Genomic DNA, 23,690 nt, shown 5'->3' with positions numbered 1-23,690 from the left:
CGCTTGCGTGCTGCCGGCGATCCGGAGAACCATCGTGAGCCTGTTTCAACATCTGCTTCTCATCCTGCTGCTGATTGCGGTCAGCGCTTTCTTTTCAGTATCGGAAATTTCCCTCGCGGCGGCGCGCAAGATCAAGCTGCGCCTGGCGGCTGACGGCGGCAACCAGAACGCCGAGCGCGTGCTCAAGTTGCAGGACAGCCCAGGTAGTTTCTTCACCGTGGTGCAGATCGGCCTCAATGCAGTGGCCATCCTCGGCGGCATTGTCGGCGAGCAGGCGCTGTCACCCTATGTCGAGTCCTGGCTGCGGCCGGTCTACGATGGTCCGATGCTTGCGACGCTGAGCTTCGTTTGCGCTTTTGTGCTCGTGACCTCGATGTTTGTGCTGTTTGCCGATCTGATGCCGAAACGCCTGGCAATGGTCGAGCCCGAGCGTATTGCACTGGCGGTCGTGACGCCAATGCGAGTCTGCATGCTGGTATTTTCTCCGCTGGTCTGGGTTTTCAACGGCATTGCCGATCGGATCTTTCGCTGGTGTGGGGTACCGAACGCCCGTACCGAAGAGATCACCGCAGCCGATATCGTCGCGATGGCCGATGCTGGCGCGCAAGCGGGTGGATTGTTGCGCCAGGAGCAGCACCTGATCACCAATGTGTTCGAACTCGATACCCGCATCGTGCCGTCGGCGATGACCTCGCGCGAGAGCATCGTGTTCCTGACCCTGAGCGAGACCGAGGACAGCATCCGGCGCAAGATCGCCGAACACCCTCACGGCAAGTTTCCGGTTTGCGAGAACACCATCGACAGTGTGATTGGTTACGTCGACTCGAAAGACATCCTGCCGCGCATCCTGCAGGGTCAGGATCTGTCGCTGCGCACCCAGCCCATCGTACGCAAGATCCTGATGCTGCCGGATACGCTGACCCTGTTCGAGGCGCTGGAACATTTTCGCGATGCCAAGGAAGACTTCGCGCTGATCGTCAATGAATACGCGCTGGTAGTGGGCCTGCTGTCACTGCAGGACGTGATGAACACGGTCATGGGCGATCTCGGCAGCCCCTTCCAGGAGGAGCTGATCGTGCGCCGTGACGAGCATTCCTGGCTGATCGACGGAGTCACGCCGATCGAGGACGTGATGCAGGCGCTGGAGATCGAAGCGTTCGAAGGTTTCGAAAACTACGAGACCGTGGCGGGTTTCCTGATGTATCGCCTGCGCAAGGTGCCGCGGCGAACCGACTCCGTGGTGTACGCCGGTTACAAGTTCGAGGTGGTGGATATCGACAACTATCGCATCGACCAGGTGTTGGTCACGCGTGCGCCGGAATAAGGCTCACGCAGCCCGGTTGCGGGCCTCGGCAATGCGGGCGAGGGCGGCACGGCCGCTGCGGATGTGTTCGCGCATGCGTTGCTCGGCGGCATCCGGGTTGCGTTCGAGCAAAGCGTCGAGGATGTTGCGGTGCTCTGCCAGGGATTGCTCAAGACGGCCTTCCGAGAACAGCGAGTGATGGCGTGACAGCTTGATGACCTTGCGCAGGTCCTCGATCACATGCAGAAGCCAGCGGTTGTCGGCCAACTGTTGCAGTGCGTGGTGAAAGGCCTGGTTGGCCTCGAAGAAGGCGTCGATGTCGCGTTTGCTGGCGGCATGCTCGAGGTCTTCGTGAATGTGCCTGAGGCTGTCGAGATCCTTGTCGCTGGCCCGGCTGGCTGAGGATCGGGCGCACTCGCCCTCCAGCATTGCCATGACGGTGAAGATTTCGTCCAGATCGCGCTCGGAAATTTCGGTGACGTAGCAGCCGCGACGCGGCTTGAGTGTGACCAGCCCCTCGGAGGCCAGTACCTTCAGCGCTTCCCGCAGCGGGGTGCGGGAGATGCCGTACTGCTCGGCCAGTGCCTGTTCGTCCACCCAGGTGCCGGGCGGCAGTTCATGGGCGAAGATGCGCTGTCGCAGACGTTCGGCGACTTCCTGATAGAGCGCGAGGGGTGCAATGCGGGACGCAGTCATGGCCTGTGTGGATCTCGTGAGGGCGAAGCATACCTGTTTTTGACGGAGTGCTTCTGACCCATTGCATTCATAATTATGGATAAAGTATTATTTCGTCACTGCAACAAGTCAACTTTCTTCGCGCGGCGTAGCATGGGAGGCTTCGGGTCCAGCACCTGAAGAACATGAGAGGGACTACGCTGCGCCTTGAAGCGTCGGCGACCGCCCGCGAGCTATCGCGGGCGGTCTCGTCGTCGCGCGGATGACGAGACGGTCGAGTGCGCAGGGTTTTCTGCCTGGCGCAACGATCGCAACAGAACATCACCAACATGGTCTTGCTGCGCAGACGCGCGGCCACTGAGTCAGAGAGGGTTTTTCATGTCGAATGCCAACGAGCCCAGCAGCGCGCCCACTTATGCCCAGCCCAGCCTGGAGGCGTGGAACAAGGCTGCCGCCAAACACGCGCCGGATGGCGATCTGAACAAGCTCAACTGGACGACGCCCGAAGGGCTCACGGTCAAGCCCTTGTACACCAAGGCGGACGTCGCCGACCTGCCGCATGCCGACACCCTGCCGGGCTTCGAGCCCTTCCTGCGTGGCCCGCAGCCCACCATGTATGCGGTCAAGCCCTGGACCATCCGTCAGTACGCTGGCTTTTCTACCGCTGAGGCGTCCAATGCCTTCTATCGCAAGGCGCTGGCGGCTGGGGGGCAGGGCGTGTCGGTGGCCTTCGATCTGGCCACTCACCGTGGTTACGATTCGGATCATCCCCGGGTCACCGGTGACGTTGGCAAGGCCGGCGTGGCCATCGACTCGGTCGAGGACATGAAGATCCTGTTCGACAGCATCCCGCTCGACAAGGTGTCGGTGTCGATGACGATGAACGGCGCAGTGCTGCCCATCCTCGCCGGTTACATCGTTGCCGCCGAGGAGCAGGGCGTCAGCCAGGACAAGCTCTCGGGCACGATCCAGAACGACATCCTCAAAGAGTTCATGGTGCGGAACACCTATATTTATCCGCCCACCCCGTCGATGAAGATCATCGCCGACATCTTCGGCTATACCGCGCAGCACATGCCGAAGTTCAACAGTATCTCGATCTCGGGCTATCACATCCAGGAAGCGGGCGCGAACCAGGCCATCGAACTGGCCTTCACGCTGGCTGACGGCCTGGAATACGTGCGTACCGGCATCAACTCGGGTATGGACGTGGATACCTTCGCTGGCCGCCTGTCCTTCTTCTGGGCAGTGGGCATGAACTTCTACCTCGAGATCGCCAAGATGCGTGCCGCGCGTCTGCTGTGGTGGCGCATCATGAAGCAGTTCAACCCCAAGAGTGCCAAGTCGATGATGCTGCGCACCCATTCGCAGACCTCGGGTTGGTCGCTGACCGAGCAGGATCCGTACAACAACGTGGTGCGTACCACCATCGAGGCCATGGCTGCGGTGTTCGGCGGCACCCAGTCGCTGCACACCAACGCGCTGGACGAGGCGATCGCGCTGCCTACCGAGTTCTCTGCCCGCATCGCGCGCAACACGCAGATCATCATCCAGGAAGAGACGCACATCTGTAACGTGGTTGACCCCTGGGCCGGCTCCTACATGATGGAGAAGCTCACCCAGGATATGGCCGACAAGGCCTGGGCGCTGATCGAAGAGATCGAAGCCATGGGGGGCATGACCAAGGCGGTCGAGTCCGGCTGGGCCAAGATGAAGGTTGAGGAATGTGCCGCCGACAAGCAGGCGCGCATCGATTCCGGCAAGGACGTCATCGTCGGCGTCAACAAGTACAAGCTGGCCAAGGAAGATCCGATCGAGATCCTCGACATCGACAACCACGCGGTGCGCGAGTCGCAGATCGCCCGCCTCGCCCAGGTTCGTGCCAGCCGCGACAGCGCCGCGGTGCAAGCGGCGCTGGACGCACTGACCCGATGTGCCGAGACCGGTGAAGGCAATCTGCTCGACCTCTCGGTCAAGGCGGTGCGCTTGCGTGCGACCGTTGGCGAGGTGTCGGATGCACTGGAAAAAGTGTTTGGCCGTTACCGCGCCAATCCGCAGGCGGTGTCAGGTGTCTATGGTGCCGTCGTGGAAGAGCAGGAGGACTGGAAGGCGCTGAAGGCCGATATCGAAGCCTTCATCGCCGAAGAAGGCCGCCGGCCGCGCATCATGATTGCCAAGCTCGGGCAGGATGGCCACGACCGTGGCGCCAAGGTGGTGGCTTCGGCCTTTGCCGACCTGGGGTTTGATATCGACATCGGACCGCTGTTCCAGACCCCTGAAGAAGCCGCGCGCCATGCGGTTGAAAACGATGTGCACGCGGTTGGCTGCTCCAGCCTGGCTGCGGGTCACAAGACCCTGGTGCCGGCCATCATCAACGAGCTCAAGCGACTGGGTGGCGACGACATCATCACCTTTGTCGGTGGCGTGATTCCGGCACAGGATTACGACGCCCTGTATGCCGCGGGCGCCAAGGGTATCTTCGGGCCGGGTACGCCGATCCAGAAGGCTGCGCGCGAAGTGCTCGCGCAGATCCGCGCTGCACGTCCTGCGGCCTGATCTGTGTGTGCAGCCGGGTACCCTGCGGGGTGCCCCGGCTGCAAGCCGACCGATCGTCAGCAGGTGGCCTCGCCACCTGTGCCCGAGCATCCATATCGATGAACATGCCCGAAAACCTGTCTGTCCCGCTGGCTGCCCTTGACGCTGCCGACCGCGCCCTGGTGGACGGCGTGCTGGCGCGTCAGTTGCGTCCGCTGGCCAAGACCATCACCCTGATCGAGTCGCAGCGCGACGATCACAAGGCGCGCGCGCGCGCAGTACTCGAGGCTCTGCTGCCGAGTACCGGGCGGGCCATGCGGGTGGGAATTTCCGGTGTACCGGGGGTGGGCAAGTCCACCTTCATCGAGGCGCTGGGCCTGTATCTGATCGAACAGGGCTTGCGGGTGGCGGTGCTGGCGGTGGATCCCTCGTCGTCGGTGACAGGCGGCTCCATTCTGGGCGACAAGACGCGTATGGAGCAGTTGTCGCAGAACACCGCTGCCTTCATTCGCCCCAGCCCTTCGGCCTGCAGTCTGGGCGGCGTGGCAGAGAAGACCCGCGAGACGATGCTGGTGTGCGAGGCAGCCGGTTTTGACGTGGTCATCGTCGAGACAGTCGGCGTCGGCCAGTCTGAAACTGCAGTGGCGGGCATGACCGACATCTTCTGCCTGCTGCAGCTGCCCAATGCTGGCGACGACCTGCAGGCGATCAAGAAAGGCATCATGGAGATTGCCGACCTGATCGTCATCAACAAGGCCGATATCGACCCTTCGGCGGCGATGCGGGCAAAGTCGCAGATCAAGACCGCGTTGCACATGCTGCGGCCGATGAGCCCGAACTGGACGGTACCGGTGCTGACCTTGTCCGCACTCAAGCAGGATGGCATTGCCGAGTTCTGGCAACAGGTGATGGAATACCGCGCCGTACTCACGAAGTCCGGCGAGTTCGACGCCAAGCGTCGCCACCAGGCGCTGGCATGGATGTGGGACATGATCGACGCTGGCTTGCGCAGCCGTTTCCGCCAGCATCCGCAAGTGAAGCACGAACTGCCGCAGCTGGCGCAGGCGGTCGAGGCGGGTAGCACCACGCCTTCGGCTGCAGCGCTGCGTCTGCTGGGCTATATGAACTGAACACTGCAGTACCGGATTTGCGTCCTGCCGGCAGAGTGGCGGGGCCAACAGAAAACCGACAAGGAGGTCATCAATGCAAGAGATCATTCGCCAGCTGGACGAGAAGCGTGCCAAGGCCCGCCTCGGTGGCGGCCAGAAGCGTATCGACGCCCAGCACGCCAAGGGCAAGCTCACCGCGCGCGAGCGCATCGAACTGTTCCTTGATGACGGCAGCTTCGAAGAGTGGGACATGTTCAAGGAGCACCGTTGTGCCGAGTTCGGCATGGATGCGGACCACGTGCCCGGCGATGGCGTGGTGACCGGTTACGGCACGGTCAACGGTCGTCTGGTATTCGTGTTCTCGCAGGACTTCACCGTATTCGGCGGTTCGCTGTCGGAAACCCACGCGGAGAAGATCTGCAAGGTCATGGACCACGCAATGAAGGTCGGCGCGCCGGTGATCGGCCTCAACGACTCGGGTGGTGCGCGCATCCAGGAAGGCGTGGATTCGCTCGGTGGCTATGCCGATGTGTTCCAGCGCAATGTGCTGGCCTCGGGCGTGGTGCCGCAGATCTCGCTGATCATGGGACCGTGCGCCGGCGGTGCGGTGTATAGCCCGGCGATGACCGACTTCATCTTCATGGTGAAGGATTCCTCCTACATGTTCGTGACCGGTCCGGAAGTGGTCAAGACGGTGACCCACGAGGAAGTCACCGCCGAGGAACTGGGCGGCGCGATCACCCACAACACCAAGTCCGGTGTCGCCGATCTCGCCTTCGAGAACGACGTCGAGGCACTGATGATGACCCGCCGCCTGGTGGGCTTCCTGCCTTCGTCCAACCGCGAGAAGCCGCCCACCATTCCGGCAGTCGATGCGCCGGATCGTCTGGACTACTCGCTCGACACCCTGGTGCCGGCCAACCCGAACCAGCCGTATGACATGAAGGAGCTGATCGTCAAGATGGTCGACGATGGCGACTTCTTCGAACTTCAGCCCGACTACGCCAAGAACATCATCATCGGCTTTGCCCGTATGGAAGGTTCGCCGGTGGGCATCGTCGCCAACCAGCCGCTGGTGCTGGCCGGCTGCCTGGATATCAAGAGCTCGATCAAGGCCGCCCGTTTCGTGCGCTTCTGCGACGCCTTCAACATTCCGGTGGTCACCCTGGTCGACGTGCCCGGCTTCATGCCCGGCACCAGCCAGGAATACGGTGGCATCATCAAGCACGGCGCCAAGCTGCTCTATGCCTACGCCGAATGCACCGTGCCCAAGGTGACCCTGATCACCCGCAAGGCCTACGGCGGTGCCTACGACGTGATGTCGTCCAAGCATCTGCGCGGCGACGTCAACTTTGCCTGGCCCAGCGCCGAGATCGCGGTCATGGGCCCGAAGGGTGCAGTGGAGATCATCTTCCGCGAAGAAAAGAACGATCCGGAAAAGATCGCCGCGCGCGAGGCCGAGTACAAGGCCCGTTTCGCCAACCCCTTCGTTGCCGGCGCGCGTGGCTTCATCGACGACGTCATCATGCCGCACGAGACCCGCAAGCGCGTCTGCCGTTCGCTGGCCATGCTGAAGGACAAGGAACTCGAGAATCCGTGGCGCAAGCACGGCAACATTCCGCTCTGATCTGCCGCGCGAGGAAAAATAGTTATGTTCAAGAAGATCCTGATTGCAAACCGCGGTGACCAGCCGCGAAGCGGCGCAGCGACGACGTCACATTGCCTGGCACGTGTAACGTGCGCAGGCGGTTTCACCGCGGAGGTACAAAGTGTTTAAGAAGATCCTGATTGCAAACCGCGGTGAAATTGCCTGCCGCGTCATCAAGACTGCCCGCAAGATGGGCATTGCCACCGTTGCCGTGCATTCCGAGGCAGACAAGGATGCGCTGTTCGTCGACATGGCCGACGAGGCCGTGTGCATCGGCCCGGCGCCGTCGAAAGAGTCCTATCTGGTCATCGACAAGATCATCGCCGCGTGCAAGCAGACCGGCGCCGAGGCGGTGCATCCGGGCTATGGCTTCCTGTCGGAGAACGAAGCCTTCTCCCGCCGGCTGGAAGAAGAGGGCATCGTCTTCATCGGTCCCAAGCACTATTCGGTCGCCAAGATGGGCGACAAGATCGAATCGAAGAAGCTGGCGATGGAAGCCGGCGTCAACACCATTCCGGGTTACAACGACGCCATTGCCGGTCCGGACGAGGCGGTCGAGATCGCACGCAAGATCGGTTATCCGGTCATGATCAAGGCGTCTGCCGGTGGCGGTGGCAAGGGTTTGCGCGTTGCCTTCAACGACAAGGAAGCGCACGAGGGCTTCTCCTCCTGCGTCAATGAAGCCCGCAACAGCTTTGGCGATGATCGTGTGTTCATCGAGAAGTTTGTCGTTGAGCCGCGTCACATCGAGATCCAGATCCTGGCCGATGCGCATGGCAACACGCTGTACCTGCACGAGCGCGAGTGTTCCATTCAGCGTCGTCACCAGAAAGTCATCGAAGAGGCGCCGAGCCCCTTCCTCGACCCCGCTACCCGCAAGGCGATGGGCGAACAGGCGGTGGCGCTGGCCAAGGCGGTGAACTACCAGTCCGCTGGCACGGTGGAGTTCGTCGTCGGCGCCGACAAGAGCTTCTACTTCCTGGAGATGAACACCCGCCTGCAGGTCGAACATCCGGTCACCGAGAACATTACCGGCATCGATCTGGTCGAGCAGATGATTCGCGTCGCCGCGGGCGAGAAGCTGTCCTTTGGTCAGGCCGACATCAAGCTCGACGGCTGGTCGATGGAGTGCCGCATCAACGCTGAAGACCCGTTCCGCGGCTTTCTGCCCTCCACTGGTCGTCTGGTCAAGTTCCAGCCGCCGGAAGAAGGGAATGGCGTGCGTGTCGATACCGGCGTGTACGACGGCGGTGAGATCTCGATGTACTACGATTCGATGATCGCCAAGCTGATCGTGCACGGTGCGACCCGCGAACAAGCCATCGAACGCATGCGCGATGCGCTCAACGCCTTCGTGATCCGTGGCATCAGCTCCAACATTCCGTTCCAGGCTGCCTTGCTGCAGCATCCGCGCTTCTGCTCTGGCAACTTCAACACCGGTTTCATCGCCGAGGAATACCCGCAGGGGTTTGATGCGTCGATGGTCCCGCACGACGATCCGGTGCTGCTCGCTGCGGTGGCTACCTTCGCCCGTCTGCGTTACATCGAGCGCGCGGTCCAGATCGATGGGCAGTTGGCCGGTCACGGCCGCAAGGTTGCCACGGACTGGGTCGTCGTGATGAGCGGCAAGCACTACCCGATCAGCGCCCGTCCGATCGCGGGCGGTGTAGCGCTGACCCATGCCGACAAGACCTACGAGATCGTGTCCGACTGGCGCTTTGGTGACCTGCTGTTCAAGGGCACGGTCAATGGTCGGCCGGTCTGCCTGCAGCTGGAGCGTCGTGGCCTGCGTTATCTGATCTCGCACTTCGGTCTGCAGGTTGCGCCGATGGTGATGACGGTCAATGCCGCTCGCCTGCTGTCGCTGATGCCGGAGAAGCTGCCGCCCGATCTGTCCAAGTTCCTGCTGTCGCCGATGCCTGGCCTGCTGCGTGAGGTGTCGGTGGTCGAAGGGCAGGAGGTGAAGACAGGTGAGAAGCTGGCCGTCATCGAGGCGATGAAGATGGAAAACGTGCTCAAGGCGGACAACGACGTCAAGGTCAAGAAGATCGTTGCCAAGCCGGGTGCCAGCCTGTCGGTGGATGAGGTCATCATCGAGTTCGAGTGATCCTTACCCCGGTTCATCGGTTTTTCGTTCGATAGGGAGGGAGATCCTGCCGGTTTGGCCGGTGGGGTGCCTGTCGGGGGAGCGGGCCCGCGCAAGCGGGCCCTTTTTTGTCCACCCGGTCTTGAGGCGGGTTTCGTCACGAGGGACGTGCGGCACAAAAAACGGTGGCGCAGGGCAGAATGACGCGTGTATGGTCTACGCCATAATGCATACGCAGTCGCCGCCTTCATCACTGGACGATCTGGCCAGGGCGCTTTCCCTGCTTGACCGGGAAGGCGGGCTCTTGCGTACCGTGATCGATGCCATTCCCGACCTGGTGTTCTTCAAGGACGAGGCCGGGCGTTACCTGGGCTGCAACCGTGCATTCGAAGCCTACGCCGGCATGCCGGAGGCGCGCCTGATCGGGCGAACGGATGCGGAGATCTTTCCCTCCGTGGTTGCCGACGCCTATGTGATGCGCGACCGCCAGGTCGTCACCGCGGGCGTGCCCATGCGCAACGAGGAGTGGGTGGTCTACCCCGACAATCGGCGCGTGCTGCTCGACACCCTGAAAACGCCGTTCAAGGACCGTAACGGGCTGCTTGGCTTGATTGGCATCAGCCGTGATGTGACCGCGCAGAAACAGGTCGAGGATGCCCTGCGCCGCAGCCAGACCGAGCTCGAACATGCCCAGGCGGTGGCGCAGACCGGCAGCTGGTGTTTCGACCTGATCAGCGGCCAGCTGGAGTGGTCGGCTGAGGCGAGGCGGATTTTCGGGGTCAACGGCAAGGCGCCGCTGGATCATGACGCCTTTATCGAGGCAGTGCATCCCGAGGACCTGCTGCGTGTCGACCAGGCCTGGCAGGCGGCGCTGAGCGGTGCGCCTTACGATGTCCAGCACCGCATCCGTGTGGCGGGTCGGCTGTGCTGGATCCGGATGCGTGCCGAGTTTCAGCGTGATGCCAGCGGCCGGATGGCCACCGCGATCGGAACGGTGCAGGACATTACCGAGCAGAAGCTGATCGAGGAGCGGCTTCAGCAGGCCGCCGCGGTGTTCGAGAACACGGCCGAAGGTGTGCTGATCACGGATGTCGACCACCGCATTGTTGCTGTCAACCAGGCGTTTACGAGGATCACCGGCTACGATGCCGACGAGGTGTTGGGTGAAACGCCGGAGCGTCTGCAGTCTGTTCGCGGAACGCCCCCTTTTCACGAAGACATGTGGAAGCAGGTGGCCGAATCCGGGCATTGGCAAGGCGAAGTCTGGGGGCGACGCAAGGCGGGCGAGGCGTTCCCGTTGCTGCTGACGCTGTCACTGGTCCGTGATGCCGAGGGCTTCATCACGCATTTCGTTGGCCTGTTTTCCGACATCAGCCGCATGAAGGAAACGGAAGCCCGTCTGCAGCACCTGGCACACTTCGATGCGCTGACTGCACTGCCCAACCGGGTATTGCTCAATCTGCGTCTGGAGCATGCCGTCGAGCGCGTGCGTCGTAGCGGCAAGATGCTGGCGGTGTTGTTCATGGACATCGACCGCTTCAAGAACGTCAACGACAGCCTGGGCCACCCCGCGGGCGATGCCCTGCTGGTCGAGATTGCGGGCCGCTTGCGAGGGCGGATCCGCGCCGAAGATACCCTCGCGCGTCTGGGAGGTGATGAGTTCGTCATCCTGCTCGACCGCATCCAGCGCCCGGCCGACGTCGCAACTTTTGCGCAGGAAATCATCGATCTGATGAATCAGCCTTTCCGTCTGGCGAATGGGCAGGAAGTCTTCGTCGGCGCCAGTATCGGCATCGCGATGTACCCGCAAGACACCGAGGAACATCTGCAACTTGTGCGCAATGCGGACGCGGCGCTATATGAAGCCAAGGCGGGTGGGCGCAATACCTATCGCTTCTATACCGAGGAACTGACCCGCGCCGCACAGGAACGACTGGCGCTCGAAGCCGCCCTGCGCCGCGCGCTCGAACGCAATGAACTGGTGGTGCACTACCAGCCGGTGGTTTCGGTGGCGACCGGGCACATGATCGCGGTGGAGGCGCTGGTGCGCTGGAACCACCCACAGGAGGGCCTGGTGTCGCCCCTGCGTTTCGTCCCGGTGGCTGAGGATACCGGCCTGATCATCCCGCTGGGCGCCTGGGTGTTGCGGGCGGCATGCCGGCAGGGGCGCAGATGGCTGGATTCCGGGCGCCTGCTGTCGGTGGCGGTCAATCTCTCGTCCCGGCAGTTTGCCGACGACAACCTGGTCGACATGGTGCGGGAGACGCTGGCCGAAACCGACTTTCCCGCCCGCCTGCTGACGCTGGAACTGACCGAAAGCACCATCATGACCCGGCCCGATCAGGCGATTGAGATGCTTGGGCGGCTCAAGGCGCTTGGGGTAAAGCTGTCGATCGATGACTTCGGCACAGGCTATTCGTCGCTGGCCTATCTGAAGCGCTTTCCGGTCGACACGCTCAAGATCGACCGCAGCTTCGTGGCCGACATCGTCGATGACGAGGACGATCGCATGATCGTCGCCGCCGTGGTGGTCATGGCACGGCAACTGCGCTTGAACGTGATCGCCGAGGGGGTCGAGAACGCCGATCAGTTCGACTATCTGAACCGCATCGGCTGTGCTGCCTGCCAGGGGTATCTGTTCGGCAAACCGGTTCCTGCCGACGAACTGCCACCCGACTGAGCGCGGCAGCGCCCGCGGTGTGCGTGGGGAACTTCCGCCCTGTGTGCGCCTCTAAGCGTTTGCCCAAACACAATTTAGAGGATAGTATCTGCGGCCTTCTTGCTGGCGCTTCGTGCTGCCGGCAGCGTTTGCGTTGCGCACTCGCATCCCATGGCGGGCTTTTCGTGCCCGTCCAGATCCTGACCCGATCCGAGCGCGCGGCGACGCAAGCTGTTTTGTTGTGCGACCGGACGGTATCGAAAGGAGACGCTCATGAACACGCTCAATTCCCCCCTCGTACGCCACTGGCCGACTGCGGTTGATGCCGAGGTGGCCCACCGACCCTTCTCCGTATTCACACAACGTGATCTTGATCGCATCGAGCCTTTGTCACGATTGACACCGGCGCAGCGCTTCGAGATGAAGGTGGTGTCGACGGTCCTGCCCTTCCGCGTCAACCAGTATGTGATCGACGAGCTCATCGACTGGAGTCAGGTGCCGGACGATCCCATCTTCCAGCTCACCTTTCCGCAGCGCGGCATGCTGACCGATGCGCATTTCGACCGCATTGCCGCGCTCTACCAGGCGGGTGCAGACAAGGCGGAAATCGAGGCTGCGGCGCATGACATCCGTCTGGAACTCAATCCGCATCCGGCAGACCAGATGGAAATGAACATGCCGCGCGACGCCGCTGGCAATCGGCTCGAGGGTATCCAGCACAAATACCGCGAGACGGTGTTGTTCTTTCCCAGTCAGGGGCAGACCTGCCACAGCTATTGCACTTTCTGCTTCCGCTGGGCGCAGTTTGTCGGCGACAAGGCACTGCGTATCGCCGCATCCGAAGCCCGCATGCTGCACGACTATCTGCGTCATCATGACGAAGTCACCGACCTGCTATTTACCGGCGGCGATCCGATGGTGATGAAGACCAAGCACCTTCAGGGCTATCTAGAGCCCCTGCTGGCGGCGGACTTTGATCACATCCAGACCATCCGCATCGGTACCAAGGCACTCAGCTTCTGGCCGCATCGCTTCCTGGGCGCCGACGATGCCGACGACCTGATCCGTCTGCTCGAACGCATGGTCAAGGCGGGCAAGCATGTTGCGCTGATGGCGCATTACAACCACTGGCGCGAACTGGAAACGCCCGCAGCACGCGCCGCCATCCAGCGCATCCGTGCCACCGGGGCGGTGATCCGCGCGCAGGGACCGCTGATTGCCCACATCAACGACGATCCGGCGGTGTGGGCGCGCATGTGGCAGACCCAGGTCAGTCTGGGCATCGTGCCTTACTACTTCTTCGTCGAACGCGACACCGGCGCACGTAACTACTTCGAGGTGCCGCTGGCGCGGGCGTGGCAGATCTACCGTGAAGCCATGCAGCAGGTCTCGGGCCTGGCGCGGACTGCGCGCGGACCGAGCATGAGCGCCAGCCCGGGTAAGGTCGAGGTGCAAGGGGTGGCCGAGATCGCCGGCGAGAAGGTTTTCGTGCTGCGCTTCATTCAGGGGCGCAATCCGGACTGGGTGCAGCGTCCGTTCTTTGCCCGCTACGACGAGCAGGCCACCTGGCTGCATCACCTGAAGCCGGCTTTTGGCGAGGAGAAATGGTTCTGGGAGGACGAATATGCCGCCTTGCGTGAAGCCAAGCTGGCAATCGCCGATGAAGGGGTATCGCTGGCTGCTTGAACGCGGCCTGGGGTGTTCCGCGGCCCGCCGCTGCCCTTGGCACCGGCGGGCCGCATGCTGTCTGGGGTGAGCGGATCAGCCCTGCGCGGCGAGGCGGGCAAAGGCATCCACCACCTCGGCGGGCGCCTGGACCAACTCCACCAGCACCCCTTCGCCCCCGATGGGGAATTCCTCATTGCCCTTCGGGTGCAGGAAGGTGATGTCGAAGCCCGCTGCGCCGCGACGGATGCCACCCGGCGCGAAGCGCACGCCGTTGGCGCTGAGCCACTCCACCGCCTTGGGCAGATCGTCGATCCACAAGCCAACGTGATTCAGCGGAGTGGTGTGGACAGCGGGCTTCTTCTCGGGGTCGAGCGGCTGCATCAGGTCAACCTCCACCTTGAACGCGCCGGCGCCCATGGCGCAGATGTCCTCGTCGACATTCTCGCGCTCGGACACGAAGTTGCCGGTGATTTCCAGTCCAAGCATGTCCACCCACAGGGTCTTGAGTTTTTCCTTGCTGGGGCCGCCGATGGCAATCTGCTGGATGCCGAGGACTTTGAACGGACGCTGGGACATGAAGGACTCCTGATTGGCGTGGATTAATAATCCATAATTATAGCGATTTGATCCAGCTTTGAGTCGCGTGTGACGTTACGAAGCCGGCATGCGGCGGAAGGTGCGCCAGCCGCGACCGGCACGGGTGTCTGCGTACGTTCATTCCCAGCTCACCTGCGATGCAAACAGATAACCCGCGCCGTACACGGTCTTGATCAGCTTGGGGTTCTGCGGGTCATCGTCCAGTTTGCGACGCAGCCGCGAGATGCGTACGTCGATGCTGCGGTCAAAGGGGTCGACATCCCGTTCGCCGAGTAATTGTTCGCGTGACAGGATCTTGTTGGGGCGCCGGATCAGGGTTCCAAGCAGGCCGGCTTCTGCTGCGGAAAGGCCGATCTCGCGGCCGTCGGGAGCGGTCAGGGTGTGGCGGCTGCTGTCGAAGCGCCAGTTACCGAAGCGGGCGACGGTACGCTCTACCGGTTCGAGGGGGGCGGCACGCTGATAGCGGCGCAGGATGGAACGGACCCGTGCCACCAGCTCGCGCGGCTCGAAAGGTTTGACAATGTAGTCGTCCGCGCCCAGTTCCAGGCCCAGCACCCGGTCGGTGACATCGTTGCGGCCGGTCAGGATCAGCACTGCGCACGGGCTGCCTTCCTGAAGCTCACGTACCACCTGCATGCCATCCATGTCGGGCAGGCCCAGGTCGACGATGCAGAGGTCGGGAGCATGCTGGCGGGCGCGGACCAGCAACTGCCGGCCAGTGGAAAGATGCTCGCAACGAAAACCGTACTCGGCCAGGCTGCTGCAGATCAGTCGTGCGATATCCGCTTCGTCCTCGAGCACAAAGATGGTGGGCAGGCCTGACTCGGTAGGGGGCGACATCTCAGCGGTTCTCCTCGGGAGGGTCGAGCTCGTTCAGTGCGACAGACAGCGCGCTCTGGTCAAAGGGTTTGCGCAGTACCGGCACGTCGGCCGCCAAACCACCGTCGTCCGGGTCGGCGCTGGCATAGCCGGTGATCAGCAGGATGGGCAGGTCGGGGCGCAGGCTGCGGGCGCGCTGGGCCAGCTCGCGACCGCCGATGCCGCCGGGCATGACCGTATCGCTGATCAGCAACGCAATGTCTTCGATGTTTTCCAGCATGGGCAGGGCTTCGAGGCCGCTTTCGGCTTCGATCACGGTGTGGCCGAGTGCCGTCAGCTGCAAGCGGATGACCTTGCGCACCTCGGGCTCGTCCTCCACCAGCAGCACCGGCCCCTGGCGCAGCCGGGGTGAGCTGTGGTCGCGCTCGACTTGTACTGGCGCGGCTTCGGGCGGTTGCGAGCGCGGCAGCACGAAACGCACGTTGGTGCCCTTGCCTGGCGTACTGACGACGCGGATGTTGCCGCCGGACTGACGTACGAAGCCATACACCATGGACAGCCCCAGACCGCTGCCGCTACCGAAGGGCTTGGTGGTGAAGAAGGGCTCGAACACCCGTTGCAGCAGTTCGGGATCGATGCCGCTGCCCGTATCGGTGACGTCGATCTGCACATAGTCACCGGGTGGAACCTGCACCAGCCGGGCGACATAGGCGTCGAGCTTGCGTTCCGACACCGCAATCGTCAGTTCGCCGCCATCGGGCATGGCGTCTCGCGCGTTGAGCGCGAGGTTGAGCAGGGCGTTCTCGAGCTGGTGCGGATCGACCAGCGCAAAAAGGGGTTCGCCCGGCAGCCGTAGCCGGACCTTGATGGTTTCGGTCAGTGAGCGCACCAGCAGATGCGACATGTTATGCACCAGCGCGCCCACTTCAATGCTGCTGGGCTCCAGCGGCTGGCGGCGGGAATAGGTCAGCAGGCGGCGGATGAGCTCCGCACCACGACGCGCCGCCTGCAGAGCAGGTTCGACATGTTCGTTGCTGGCGCCGCCATGGAGTTGACCCTGAAGCGCCGACAGATTGCCGATGATGATGGTCAGCAGGTTGTTGAAATCGTGAGCCAGCCCGCCGGTCAACTGGCCGACCGCTTCCATCTTCTGTGCCTGGATCAGCGCGGCCTGATTGGCCTTCTGCTCGGTGATGTCGATCGACAGCACGAAGTAGCCCTGGAAGCCCCCTTCGATCGAGACGTCGGGCACCACCACGCTGCGTGCGTGCACGATTCGGTCGTCGGCATTCCTGCGCGCGTACTCGTAGCTGACGCGTTCACCCTGGGCGGCATCGTCCAGGTGATGTCGGATTGCCGCATAGGCCTCGGCGCCGAACACTTCTTCGATACTGCGCCCGACAATGCTTTCCTTGGTGTAGCCGAACCACTCGGCGTAGCTGCGGTTGGCGAAGCGATAGCGCTGGCCGGCATCGACATGCGCGATCAGCGCCGGAATGGAGTCCAGGATCAAGCGCAGGCGCTCTTCCGACAGACGCAGCGCACCGGCGATCTGGTCGATTTCGGAATTGGCCTTCGCAAGTTGGGCGTTGGCCTGCTCCAGTTCGGCTGTGCGCTCGAGCACCCGAGCCTCGAGTTGCGCATTCTGCTGCTGGATGACCGCTTCGTAGCGCCGCTGCTCGGTGATGTCGGTCCATAGCGAGACGAAGCCCAGGTTGGGAATGGGCACGCCACGGATGGCCAGCACCTTGCCGTTGGGGCGTGCACGCTCGATGTAGTGGGGCTGGAAGGCGCGGGCGGAGGCAACGCGCTCCAGTACCAGGGCGTCGATGTCACCCGGGCCGTACTCGCCGCGCTCCGCATTGAAGCGGACGAAGTCCTCGAAGGGGGTGCCGACCTTCACCATCGATTCGGGAAAGTCCAGCAGCCGCAGCATGGCCTTGTTCCATGTCACCAGTTTGGGGGTGGCGTCGAACACCGCAATGGCCTGGTCGAGCAGGTCCAGCCCGGCCAGCAACAGATCGTAGCGTCGTCGCTGTTCGGGGGTGGGTGAGTGATCGGCGGGTTGCGCCATGAAATGCCTGTCTCCGGATTGCTGTTGTTTATTGTTCGAGGCGATGGTGCCATGCCGTCGTGACGGCAGGAATAGGGGCTTGCCTGCGCGATAGTGTGCCCGAAGTTGACGTGAACGTTAACCTGGTCGACAGACCCTTCCTGTGACCCGTGCCGAGCGTGAAGGGTTCAGCGGCGGGTCGCCGATGTGGCGTCACCCACTGTCAGGCTGCTGCGATAACGTTCGGGTGACAGGCCCGACCAGGCGACGAAGGCGCGATAGAAGGCGGAAGGATCGGCATAGCCCAGGTCCGCGGCAAGTTCGGCAACGGGCTGGCGGGTTTTGGTCAGGCGGGCATAGGCGATGTCGCGCCGGGTGGCGTCCTTGATCGCGCGAAAGCTCGAGCCTTCTTCTTCGAGTCGTCTGGCCAGCGTACGCGGCGAAACGTGCAACTGGCCGGCAACCGCCTCCAGGCTCAGATTGTCCGGCAAGGCATCCCGCAGCAGGTCGCGGACGCGGAAGACCATCTCGCGGTCGCGACGGTAGAGCATCGCGATCTTGCCCGGTGCGCCCTCCAGGAAGGCATTCAGTGCCGCTTCGTCACGGCGCAGCGGCAGGTCGAGCAGATTGGCCTGCAAGTGGGCGCATAGGCTTGTCGCGCCGAAGTGTGAGTGTTCGGTATAGACCAGCGCATAGTCATCTGCATGCGCAGGCCGAGGGTAAGGAAAGTCAACCGCATCCAGCGCCAGGCCGCGACCCACAAACCAGCAGGCGACGCCGTGGAGCAAGCGCAGCAACCACTCCAGCGCGAACACCCGGCCGGGGTCGTGGTCGTCAGCCGCCAGCGGACGAATCTCGACAATGCCGAGCATGGCTTTCAATCCATCGCGCTGCAAGGATACGCGCAGATCCGGCAGCACGATGCGCAGGAAGCGGGTGGCGCGCAGCAGCGCCTCGGCCAGCGTCGGTGCGCCGAGCATGCCGCGGCACAGAAACTCGAAGGTGCCCGGTGCCATTGCCTGGGAGAACAGGCCAAAGCCCTCATCGTCGAGATCGAGTACCACCAGGTTGTACAGGCGGGCGTAGCGATCCACCGGAATCCGGCTGGCAGGTTCTGCAAGATCGATTCCGCTGGCACGCAGCAGCGGACCCGGATCGCGCCCCTGGCGTGCCATGCCGGACAGCATGCCGGTGACGAAACCCATCGCCACCGTAGCGCGGCTTCTGGGTTGCTGCCGGATCTGCCCGGTGTTTGCAGGGCGTAAAGCAGGGGTGACTGGCATGTTGTGCCATGCAGGAATCTGGATTGGCGGATTTTGCACGATATGCGGCATCTCCGACAATGGCATTCAGGCCCGCCGGCTTCTACCATGCAGCGGATAGATCCGTACAACGGGGGGAGACCGACATGACCGACCTGAGCGTGGCCCACAAGCTGCAGCCCTACAAGCCCAAGAACAAGGTGCGTTTCGTGACCGCAGCCGCCTTGTTTGATGGCCATGATGCCTCGATCAACATCATGCGCCGCATTCTGCAATCGACCGGTTCCGAGGTCATCCACCTGGGCCACAACCGCTCGGTGGGCGAAATCGTCAACGCCGCGCTGCAGGAAGACGTCCAGGGCATCGCCATCACCAGCTACCAGGGTGGCCACGTCGAGTTCTTCAAGTACATGATCGATCTGCTCAAGGCCCATGGTGGCGAGAACATCAAGGTGTTCGGCGGCGGCGGTGGCGTGATCGTGCCTGCCGAGATCAAGGACCTGCACGATTACGGCGTGACCCACATCTTCTCGCCTGAAGACGGCGCCAAGATGGGGCTCCAGGGCATGATCAACAGCGTGGTCGAGCGCTGCGATGTCGATGTCACCAAGGCCGCGCCGCAGAAGGCGGAGGCCGTGCTGAAGGCGCTGGCGGCCGGTGATCGCCGTGCACTGGCGCAGATCATCACCGCGCTGGAGAACGGTGGCTATGGTGACGACGTCAGGAAGGCCCTGATGGATGCTGCGGCCAAGACCAAGGTACCGACGCTTGGCATCACCGGCACCGGCGGCGCGGGCAAGTCCTCACTGACCGACGAACTGGTGCGCCGTTTCCGCCTCGATCAGGACGACAAGCTCAAGCTTGCCATCGTTTCCATCGACCCCTCGCGCAAGCGTACCGGCGGTGCGTTGCTGGGCGACCGCATCCGCATGAATGCCATCGAGCACGACAACATCTACATGCGCTCGCTGGCGACCCGTGACACCGGCTCGGAAGTCTCGGCCGCGCTGCCGGAAGTCATCGCCGCGTGCAAGCTGGCGGGCTTCGATCTGGTCATCGTCGAGACCTCGGGCATTGGTCAGGGCAACGCCGCGATCGTGCCCTTCGTCGATCTGTCGCTGTACGTGATGACCCCGGAGTTCGGTGCCGCCAGTCAGCTCGAGAAAATCGACATGCTTGACTTTGCCGACTTCGTGGCCATCAACAAGTTTGACCGCAAAGGCGCACAGGATGCACTGCGCGATGTACGCAAGCAGTACCAGCGCAACCGCGAACTGTTTGCCACGCCGACTGAAGACATGCCGGTGTTCGGCACCATGGCGGCGCGTTTCAACGATGATGGGGTGACTGCGCTGTACCAGGCGGTGCTGCCGGCATTGGTCGGCAAGGGTTTGAAGGCGGCCAAGAGCAAGTTGCCGGTGGTGACGGTCAAGTCTTCGTCGGAGGGGCGTGCCATTGTGCCCGCCGAGCGCATCCGCTACCTCGCGGAGATCGCCGATACCGTGCGCGGCTATCACAACCATGTCGAGCAGCAAGCCCGGGTGGCGCGCGAGCGCCAGTCGCTGCGGATTGCCAAGGGCTTGTTCGAGCAGTGTGGCAAGGATGCGGGCTCGTTCGATGAGCTGATCAACTGGAAGGATGGCGAGCTGACGCCGGCAGCAAAGAAACTGCTCGAACAGTGGCCCACCGAGAAGGCGCTCTACGCAGCGGATGAGTATGTGGTGAAGATCCGCGACAAGGAGATCCGCACTCAGCTCACCCACACCTCGCTGTCGGGCAGCAAGATCCGCAAGGTGGCGCTGCCCAGCTTCGAGGACGAGGGCGAGACGCTCAAGTTCCTGATGAAGGAGAATGTCCCGGGATCCTTCCCCTACACTGCAGGTGTGTTCGCGTTCAAGCGCGAAGGCGAGGATCCGACCCGGATGTTTGCCGGTGAAGGTGATGCCTTCCGTACCAACCGCCGTTTCAAGAAAGTGTCGGAAGGCATGCCTGCGCATCGGCTGTCGACAGCCTTTGACTCGGTCACGCTGTATGGCTGCGACCCCGACCTGCGTCCGGACATCTACGGCAAGATCGGCAACTCCGGCGTCAGCATCGCCACGCTCGATGACATGAAGGTGCTGTACGATGGTTTCGACCTGTGCGCGCCCAGCACCTCGGTGTCGATGACGATCAATGGGCCGGCACCGATCATCCTCGCCTTCTTCTTCAATACCGCGATGGATCAGCAGGTCGCCAAGTTCAAGGCTGACAACGGCCGCGAGCCGACGGCGGACGAGTACGCCAAGATCCGGGCCTGGACCCTATCCACCGTACGTGGCACCGTACAGGCCGATATCCTGAAGGAAGACCAGGGGCAGAATACCTGCATCTTCAGCACCGAGTTCGCGCTGAAGATGATGGGTGACATTCAGGAGTTCTTCGTCCATAACAAGGTGCAGAACTTCTACTCGGTGTCGATCTCCGGTTACCACATTGCCGAGGCAGGCGCGAACCCGATCAGCCAGCTGGCATTCACGCTGTCGAACGGCTTCACCTATGTCGAGAGCTATCTGGCGCGCGGCATGCACATCGATGACTTTGCGCCCAACCTGTCCTTCTTCTTCAGCAATGGCATGGATCCGGAATACTCGGTGATCGGCCGTGTTGCCCGTCGCATCTGGGCCGTCGCGATGAAGAACAAGTACGGTGCCAACGAGCGCAGCCAGAAGCTCAAGTATCACGTACAGACCTCGGGGCGTTCGCTGCATGCGCAGGAGATGGACTTCAACGACATCCGTACCACGTTGCAGGCGCTGATCGCGATCTACGACAACTGCAACTCGCTGCACACCAATGCCTATGACGAGGCGATCACCACCCCCACCGAAGAGTCGGTGCGGCGTGCGATGGCGATCCAGTTGATCATCAACCGCGAGTGGGGCCTGGCGAAGAACGAGAATCCCAACCAGGGGGCCTTCATCATCGAAGAGCTGACGGATCTGGTTGAAGAAGCGGTGCTGAAGGAGTTCGAAGCCATCGCTTCCCGCGGCGGTGTGCTGGGTGCGATGGAGACCGGCTATCAGCGCGGCAAGATCCAGGAAGAGTCGCTGTACTACGAGCACAAGAAGCACGACGGCTCCTACCCGATCATCGGCGTCAACACCTTCCTCAATCCCAAGGGCCAGGCCCAGCAGGAGATCGAGCTGGCGCGTTCGACCGAGGAGGAGAAGCAGGGGCAGTTGCAGCGCCTGAAGGACTTCCATGCCCGCAACAAGGCCGAAGCGCCCAAGTGGCAGGCAAAGCTGCAGCAGGCAGTCATCGACAATGCCAACGTGTTCGAGGTGCTGGTGGACGCGGTGCGTTACTGCTCGCTGGGTCAGATCACCGAGGCACTGTACAAGGTTGGTGGCCAGTACCGGCGCAGCATGTAAGGACAACAACAGACCTTCGTAAGAAGGAGACAGCAGCAAAAACGGCGCCTTGTGCGCCGTTTTTGCTGTGACGGTGAATTGTGCGCTTGCACATGTCCCCTGGGTCGTCGGAAGATGTCGGGATATATTCAAGAGACGCAAAAAAGGTCCGATAACACAATGACAAGAACAGATTGAGTTCATCAGAACCGGCTGTCCCTGAGGGAGTTTTCATGCGTATCAATCAGCCCGTCAATGACGTCGAGACCCAGGTCCCCGACGGTCAGTTCATCTACAGCAAGACCGACCTTGAAGGCCGGATTACTGCAGCGAACGATCTGTTCGTCCAGCTTTCCGGCTTTGAACGGGAGGAACTGCTCGGCCAGCCTCACAACATCGTCCGCCATCCGGACATGCCACCCCAGGCGTTCGATGACATGTGGAAATCGCTGAAGGCTGGTCAGCCGTGGAGCGGCTATGTCAAGAACCGACGCAAGGATGGCGGTTTCTACTGGGTGCATGGCTTTGCATCCCCGGTCCGCGAGAGCGGGCGGGTCGTGGGTTACGAGTCGGTGCGTCGGCGTGCCGACAAGCAGGTGGTGGAGGCGGTCATTCCTGCCTACCGCAAGCTGCGCGCAGGCGCTGGCGGCTTGACCGTCGTCAATGGTCGTGTGGTCCGCACCGGCCTGATGGGCGTGTTCTCGGGGTGGTCGATCGGTGCGCGCGTTGGCGCCGGGCTGGCAACCCTGCTGGCGGCTGTGCTGTCACTGGCGCTGCCGGTCCTGGCCGACGGCATGTCCTGGCCGGTGGTGCTGGCCGTGTGTGTCAGCGTCGCCATTGCAGCCTGGTTGCAGTTCGGGGTGATAGGCGGCATGGTCGGCGACCTGAAGCGGCTCGAGGAAACCCTGTCGGCCACCCAGCGTGACGGCGATCTGAGGCGGGTGTCCATGATCGACCGCCGTGACGAGATCGGGCATATTTCCGATGCCTTCAACGCCATGATGGCCAATCTTCAGGCCATTCTGATCAACGTCGGCGAGGCGGCGCGGGATATCGTGCAGCAGTCCGATACCCTCGCGGGGTCGAGCCAGGGGGTGGCGCGGGGGGCCAGCGCCTCGAGCGAAGCGGCGTCGTCTACCGCGGCAGCGGTCGAGCAGGTTACGGTTGCGGTCAACGAGGTGGCGGAAAACTCCGGTGCCGCGGCGAGTGCGGCGCGTCAGACCCAGGCGGAGGCCGAGCTTGGCATGGACAAGGCCGCGCGGGCGGTTGACGAGATCGGTGAGTTGGCAAAGGCGGTTTCCAGCACCACCGCAACAATGGAGCAGCTCGCTCAGTCCTCCGACGAGATCGGCCGCATCGCGACCGTGATCAAGGAAATTGCCGACCAGACCAACCTGCTGGCGCTGAATGCGGCGATCGAGGCGGCCCGCGCTGGCGAACAAGGGCGGGGCTTTGCCGTGGTGGCCGATGAGGTACGCAAGCTTGCCGAGCGCACGACCGGAGCCACGGTCGAGATCAGCTCGATCATCCAGTCCCTGCGCGAGGAGACGCGAGATGCGGTGAGTAGCGCCGGGGCTGGCAATGAGCGGGTCAAGGTCAGTGTCGAACTGATCAGGGAGACCCGCTCCGCGCTCGAGGCGATCCGCACGTCAGCGGCGCAGAGCCTGGAACTGGTCGACGGTATCGAGCTGGCTACGCGGGAACAGTCGATTGCCGCCACTTCGATCGCGACCAATGTCGAACAGATCGCCCAGCGCGCAGAGGACGCTTCGCTCGCGGTAGGCAGTATCGCCGACGCGTCGACGGCACTGGCCGATGTATCCAAGGCGCTCGATACCGCGTTGTCACGCGTGAAAATCTAAGCTGCAACAATTCACTACATTC

General features: G+C 62.6%; 14 protein-coding genes. 9 read left to right on the top strand and 5 right to left on the bottom strand.

The window, feature by feature from the left end:
- The first annotated feature begins 34 nt into the window (after window positions 1-34).
- Entirely contained in the window at window positions 35-1,324 is a 1,290-nt protein-coding gene (gene paeA / locus DNK49_RS15725; RefSeq protein WP_110526611.1) for a polyamine export protein PaeA, read from the top strand.
- 3 nt (window positions 1,325-1,327) lie between these two features.
- On the opposite strand, the gene DNK49_RS15720 is transcribed toward paeA, so the two are convergent.
- On the bottom strand, window positions 1,328-1,999 hold the full coding sequence (locus tag DNK49_RS15720; protein ID WP_110526609.1) for a GntR family transcriptional regulator: 672 nt from the start codon (window positions 1,997-1,999) through the stop codon (window positions 1,328-1,330).
- Between the two features lie 357 nt (window positions 2,000-2,356).
- Here DNK49_RS15720 and scpA point away from each other — a divergent pair, with 357 nt between their 5' ends.
- The 6 genes from scpA (at window position 2,357) to DNK49_RS15690 (ending at window position 13,701) form a co-directional block, all read left to right on the top strand.
- A complete protein-coding gene (gene scpA / locus DNK49_RS15715) occupies window positions 2,357-4,534 on the top strand; it encodes a methylmalonyl-CoA mutase (RefSeq protein WP_110526607.1) in 2,178 nt (725 codons plus the stop codon).
- A gap of 92 nt (window positions 4,535-4,626) precedes the next feature.
- On the top strand, window positions 4,627-5,643 hold the full coding sequence (gene meaB, locus DNK49_RS15710; protein ID WP_424445237.1) for a methylmalonyl Co-A mutase-associated GTPase MeaB: 1,017 nt from the start codon (window positions 4,627-4,629) through the stop codon (window positions 5,641-5,643).
- A gap of 73 nt (window positions 5,644-5,716) precedes the next feature.
- A complete protein-coding gene (locus DNK49_RS15705; protein ID WP_110526605.1) occupies window positions 5,717-7,249 on the top strand; it encodes an acyl-CoA carboxylase subunit beta in 1,533 nt (510 codons plus the stop codon).
- 142 nt (window positions 7,250-7,391) lie between these two features.
- Window positions 7,392-9,377, top strand: a complete 1,986-nt coding sequence (gene accC, locus DNK49_RS15700; RefSeq protein WP_110526603.1) for an acetyl-CoA carboxylase biotin carboxylase subunit — start codon at window positions 7,392-7,394, stop codon at window positions 9,375-9,377.
- 190 nt (window positions 9,378-9,567) lie between these two features.
- A complete protein-coding gene (locus DNK49_RS15695) occupies window positions 9,568-12,036 on the top strand; it encodes a sensor domain-containing protein (protein ID WP_243632393.1) in 2,469 nt (822 codons plus the stop codon).
- Window positions 12,037-12,288: 252 nt separating this feature from the next.
- Complete coding sequence (locus tag DNK49_RS15690; protein ID WP_243632392.1) at window positions 12,289-13,701, top strand: KamA family radical SAM protein; 1,413 nt, start codon at window positions 12,289-12,291, stop codon at window positions 13,699-13,701.
- 75 nt (window positions 13,702-13,776) lie between these two features.
- Here the strand turns inward: DNK49_RS15690 and DNK49_RS15685 are convergent, their stop codons facing one another.
- The 4 genes from DNK49_RS15685 to DNK49_RS15670 form a co-directional block, all read right to left on the bottom strand.
- The gene (locus DNK49_RS15685; protein WP_110526599.1) at window positions 13,777-14,259 is read right to left on the bottom strand and encodes a VOC family protein; all 483 of its coding nucleotides are present in this window, start codon (window positions 14,257-14,259) and stop codon (window positions 13,777-13,779) included.
- Window positions 14,260-14,397: 138 nt separating this feature from the next.
- Window positions 14,398-15,120: a response regulator transcription factor gene (locus DNK49_RS15680; protein ID WP_110526597.1), complete on the bottom strand. Its 723-nt coding sequence runs from the start codon at window positions 15,118-15,120 to the stop codon at window positions 14,398-14,400.
- A gap of 1 nt (window position 15,121) precedes the next feature.
- Entirely contained in the window at window positions 15,122-17,173 is a 2,052-nt protein-coding gene (locus DNK49_RS15675; protein ID WP_110526595.1) for a PAS-domain containing protein, read from the bottom strand.
- A 167-nt stretch (window positions 17,174-17,340) separates the two neighbouring features.
- Window positions 17,341-18,435: an AraC family transcriptional regulator gene (locus DNK49_RS15670; RefSeq protein ID WP_424445226.1), complete on the bottom strand. Its 1,095-nt coding sequence runs from the start codon at window positions 18,433-18,435 to the stop codon at window positions 17,341-17,343.
- 125 nt (window positions 18,436-18,560) lie between these two features.
- On the opposite strand from DNK49_RS15670, the gene icmF reads away from it, so the two are divergent.
- Entirely contained in the window at window positions 18,561-21,827 is a 3,267-nt protein-coding gene (icmF, locus tag DNK49_RS15665; protein WP_110526591.1) for a fused isobutyryl-CoA mutase/GTPase IcmF, read from the top strand.
- A gap of 212 nt (window positions 21,828-22,039) precedes the next feature.
- Window positions 22,040-23,668, top strand: coding sequence for a methyl-accepting chemotaxis protein (locus tag DNK49_RS15660; RefSeq protein WP_110526589.1), 1,629 nt, complete (start codon window positions 22,040-22,042; stop codon window positions 23,666-23,668).
- Window positions 23,669-23,690 lie beyond the last annotated feature (22 nt).

The organism is Parazoarcus communis SWub3 = DSM 12120 (assembly GCF_003226565.1).
Classification (GTDB): Bacteria; Pseudomonadota; Gammaproteobacteria; order Burkholderiales; family Rhodocyclaceae; genus Parazoarcus; species Parazoarcus communis.
The sequence above is the reverse complement of the archived record's forward strand: the minus strand, read 5'-3'. Positions and strand labels throughout refer to the sequence as shown.

Bases quoted from the DNA above. Each gene is read 5' to 3' on its own strand.
- DNK49_RS15720 (WP_110526609.1), bottom strand. From the start codon at position 1,999: ATGACTGCGTCCCGCATTGCACCCCTCGCGCTCTATCAGGAAGTCGCC.
- DNK49_RS15685 (WP_110526599.1), bottom strand. From the start codon at position 14,259: ATGTCCCAGCGTCCGTTCAAAGTCCTCGGCATCCAGCAGATTGCCATC.
- DNK49_RS15680 (WP_110526597.1), bottom strand. From the start codon at position 15,120: ATGTCGCCCCCTACCGAGTCAGGCCTGCCCACCATCTTTGTGCTCGAG.
- DNK49_RS15675 (WP_110526595.1), bottom strand. From the start codon at position 17,173: ATGGCGCAACCCGCCGATCACTCACCCACCCCCGAACAGCGACGACGC.
- DNK49_RS15670 (WP_424445226.1), bottom strand. From the start codon at position 18,435: ATGCCAGTCACCCCTGCTTTACGCCCTGCAAACACCGGGCAGATCCGG.
- DNK49_RS15705 (WP_110526605.1), top strand. From the start codon at position 5,717: ATGCAAGAGATCATTCGCCAGCTGGACGAGAAGCGTGCCAAGGCCCGC.
- DNK49_RS15690 (WP_243632392.1), top strand. From the start codon at position 12,289: ATGAACACGCTCAATTCCCCCCTCGTACGCCACTGGCCGACTGCGGTT.
- DNK49_RS15695 (WP_243632393.1), top strand. From the start codon at position 9,568: ATGGTCTACGCCATAATGCATACGCAGTCGCCGCCTTCATCACTGGAC.
- scpA (WP_110526607.1), top strand. From the start codon at position 2,357: ATGTCGAATGCCAACGAGCCCAGCAGCGCGCCCACTTATGCCCAGCCC.
- DNK49_RS15660 (WP_110526589.1), top strand. From the start codon at position 22,040: ATGCGTATCAATCAGCCCGTCAATGACGTCGAGACCCAGGTCCCCGAC.
- icmF (WP_110526591.1), top strand. From the start codon at position 18,561: ATGACCGACCTGAGCGTGGCCCACAAGCTGCAGCCCTACAAGCCCAAG.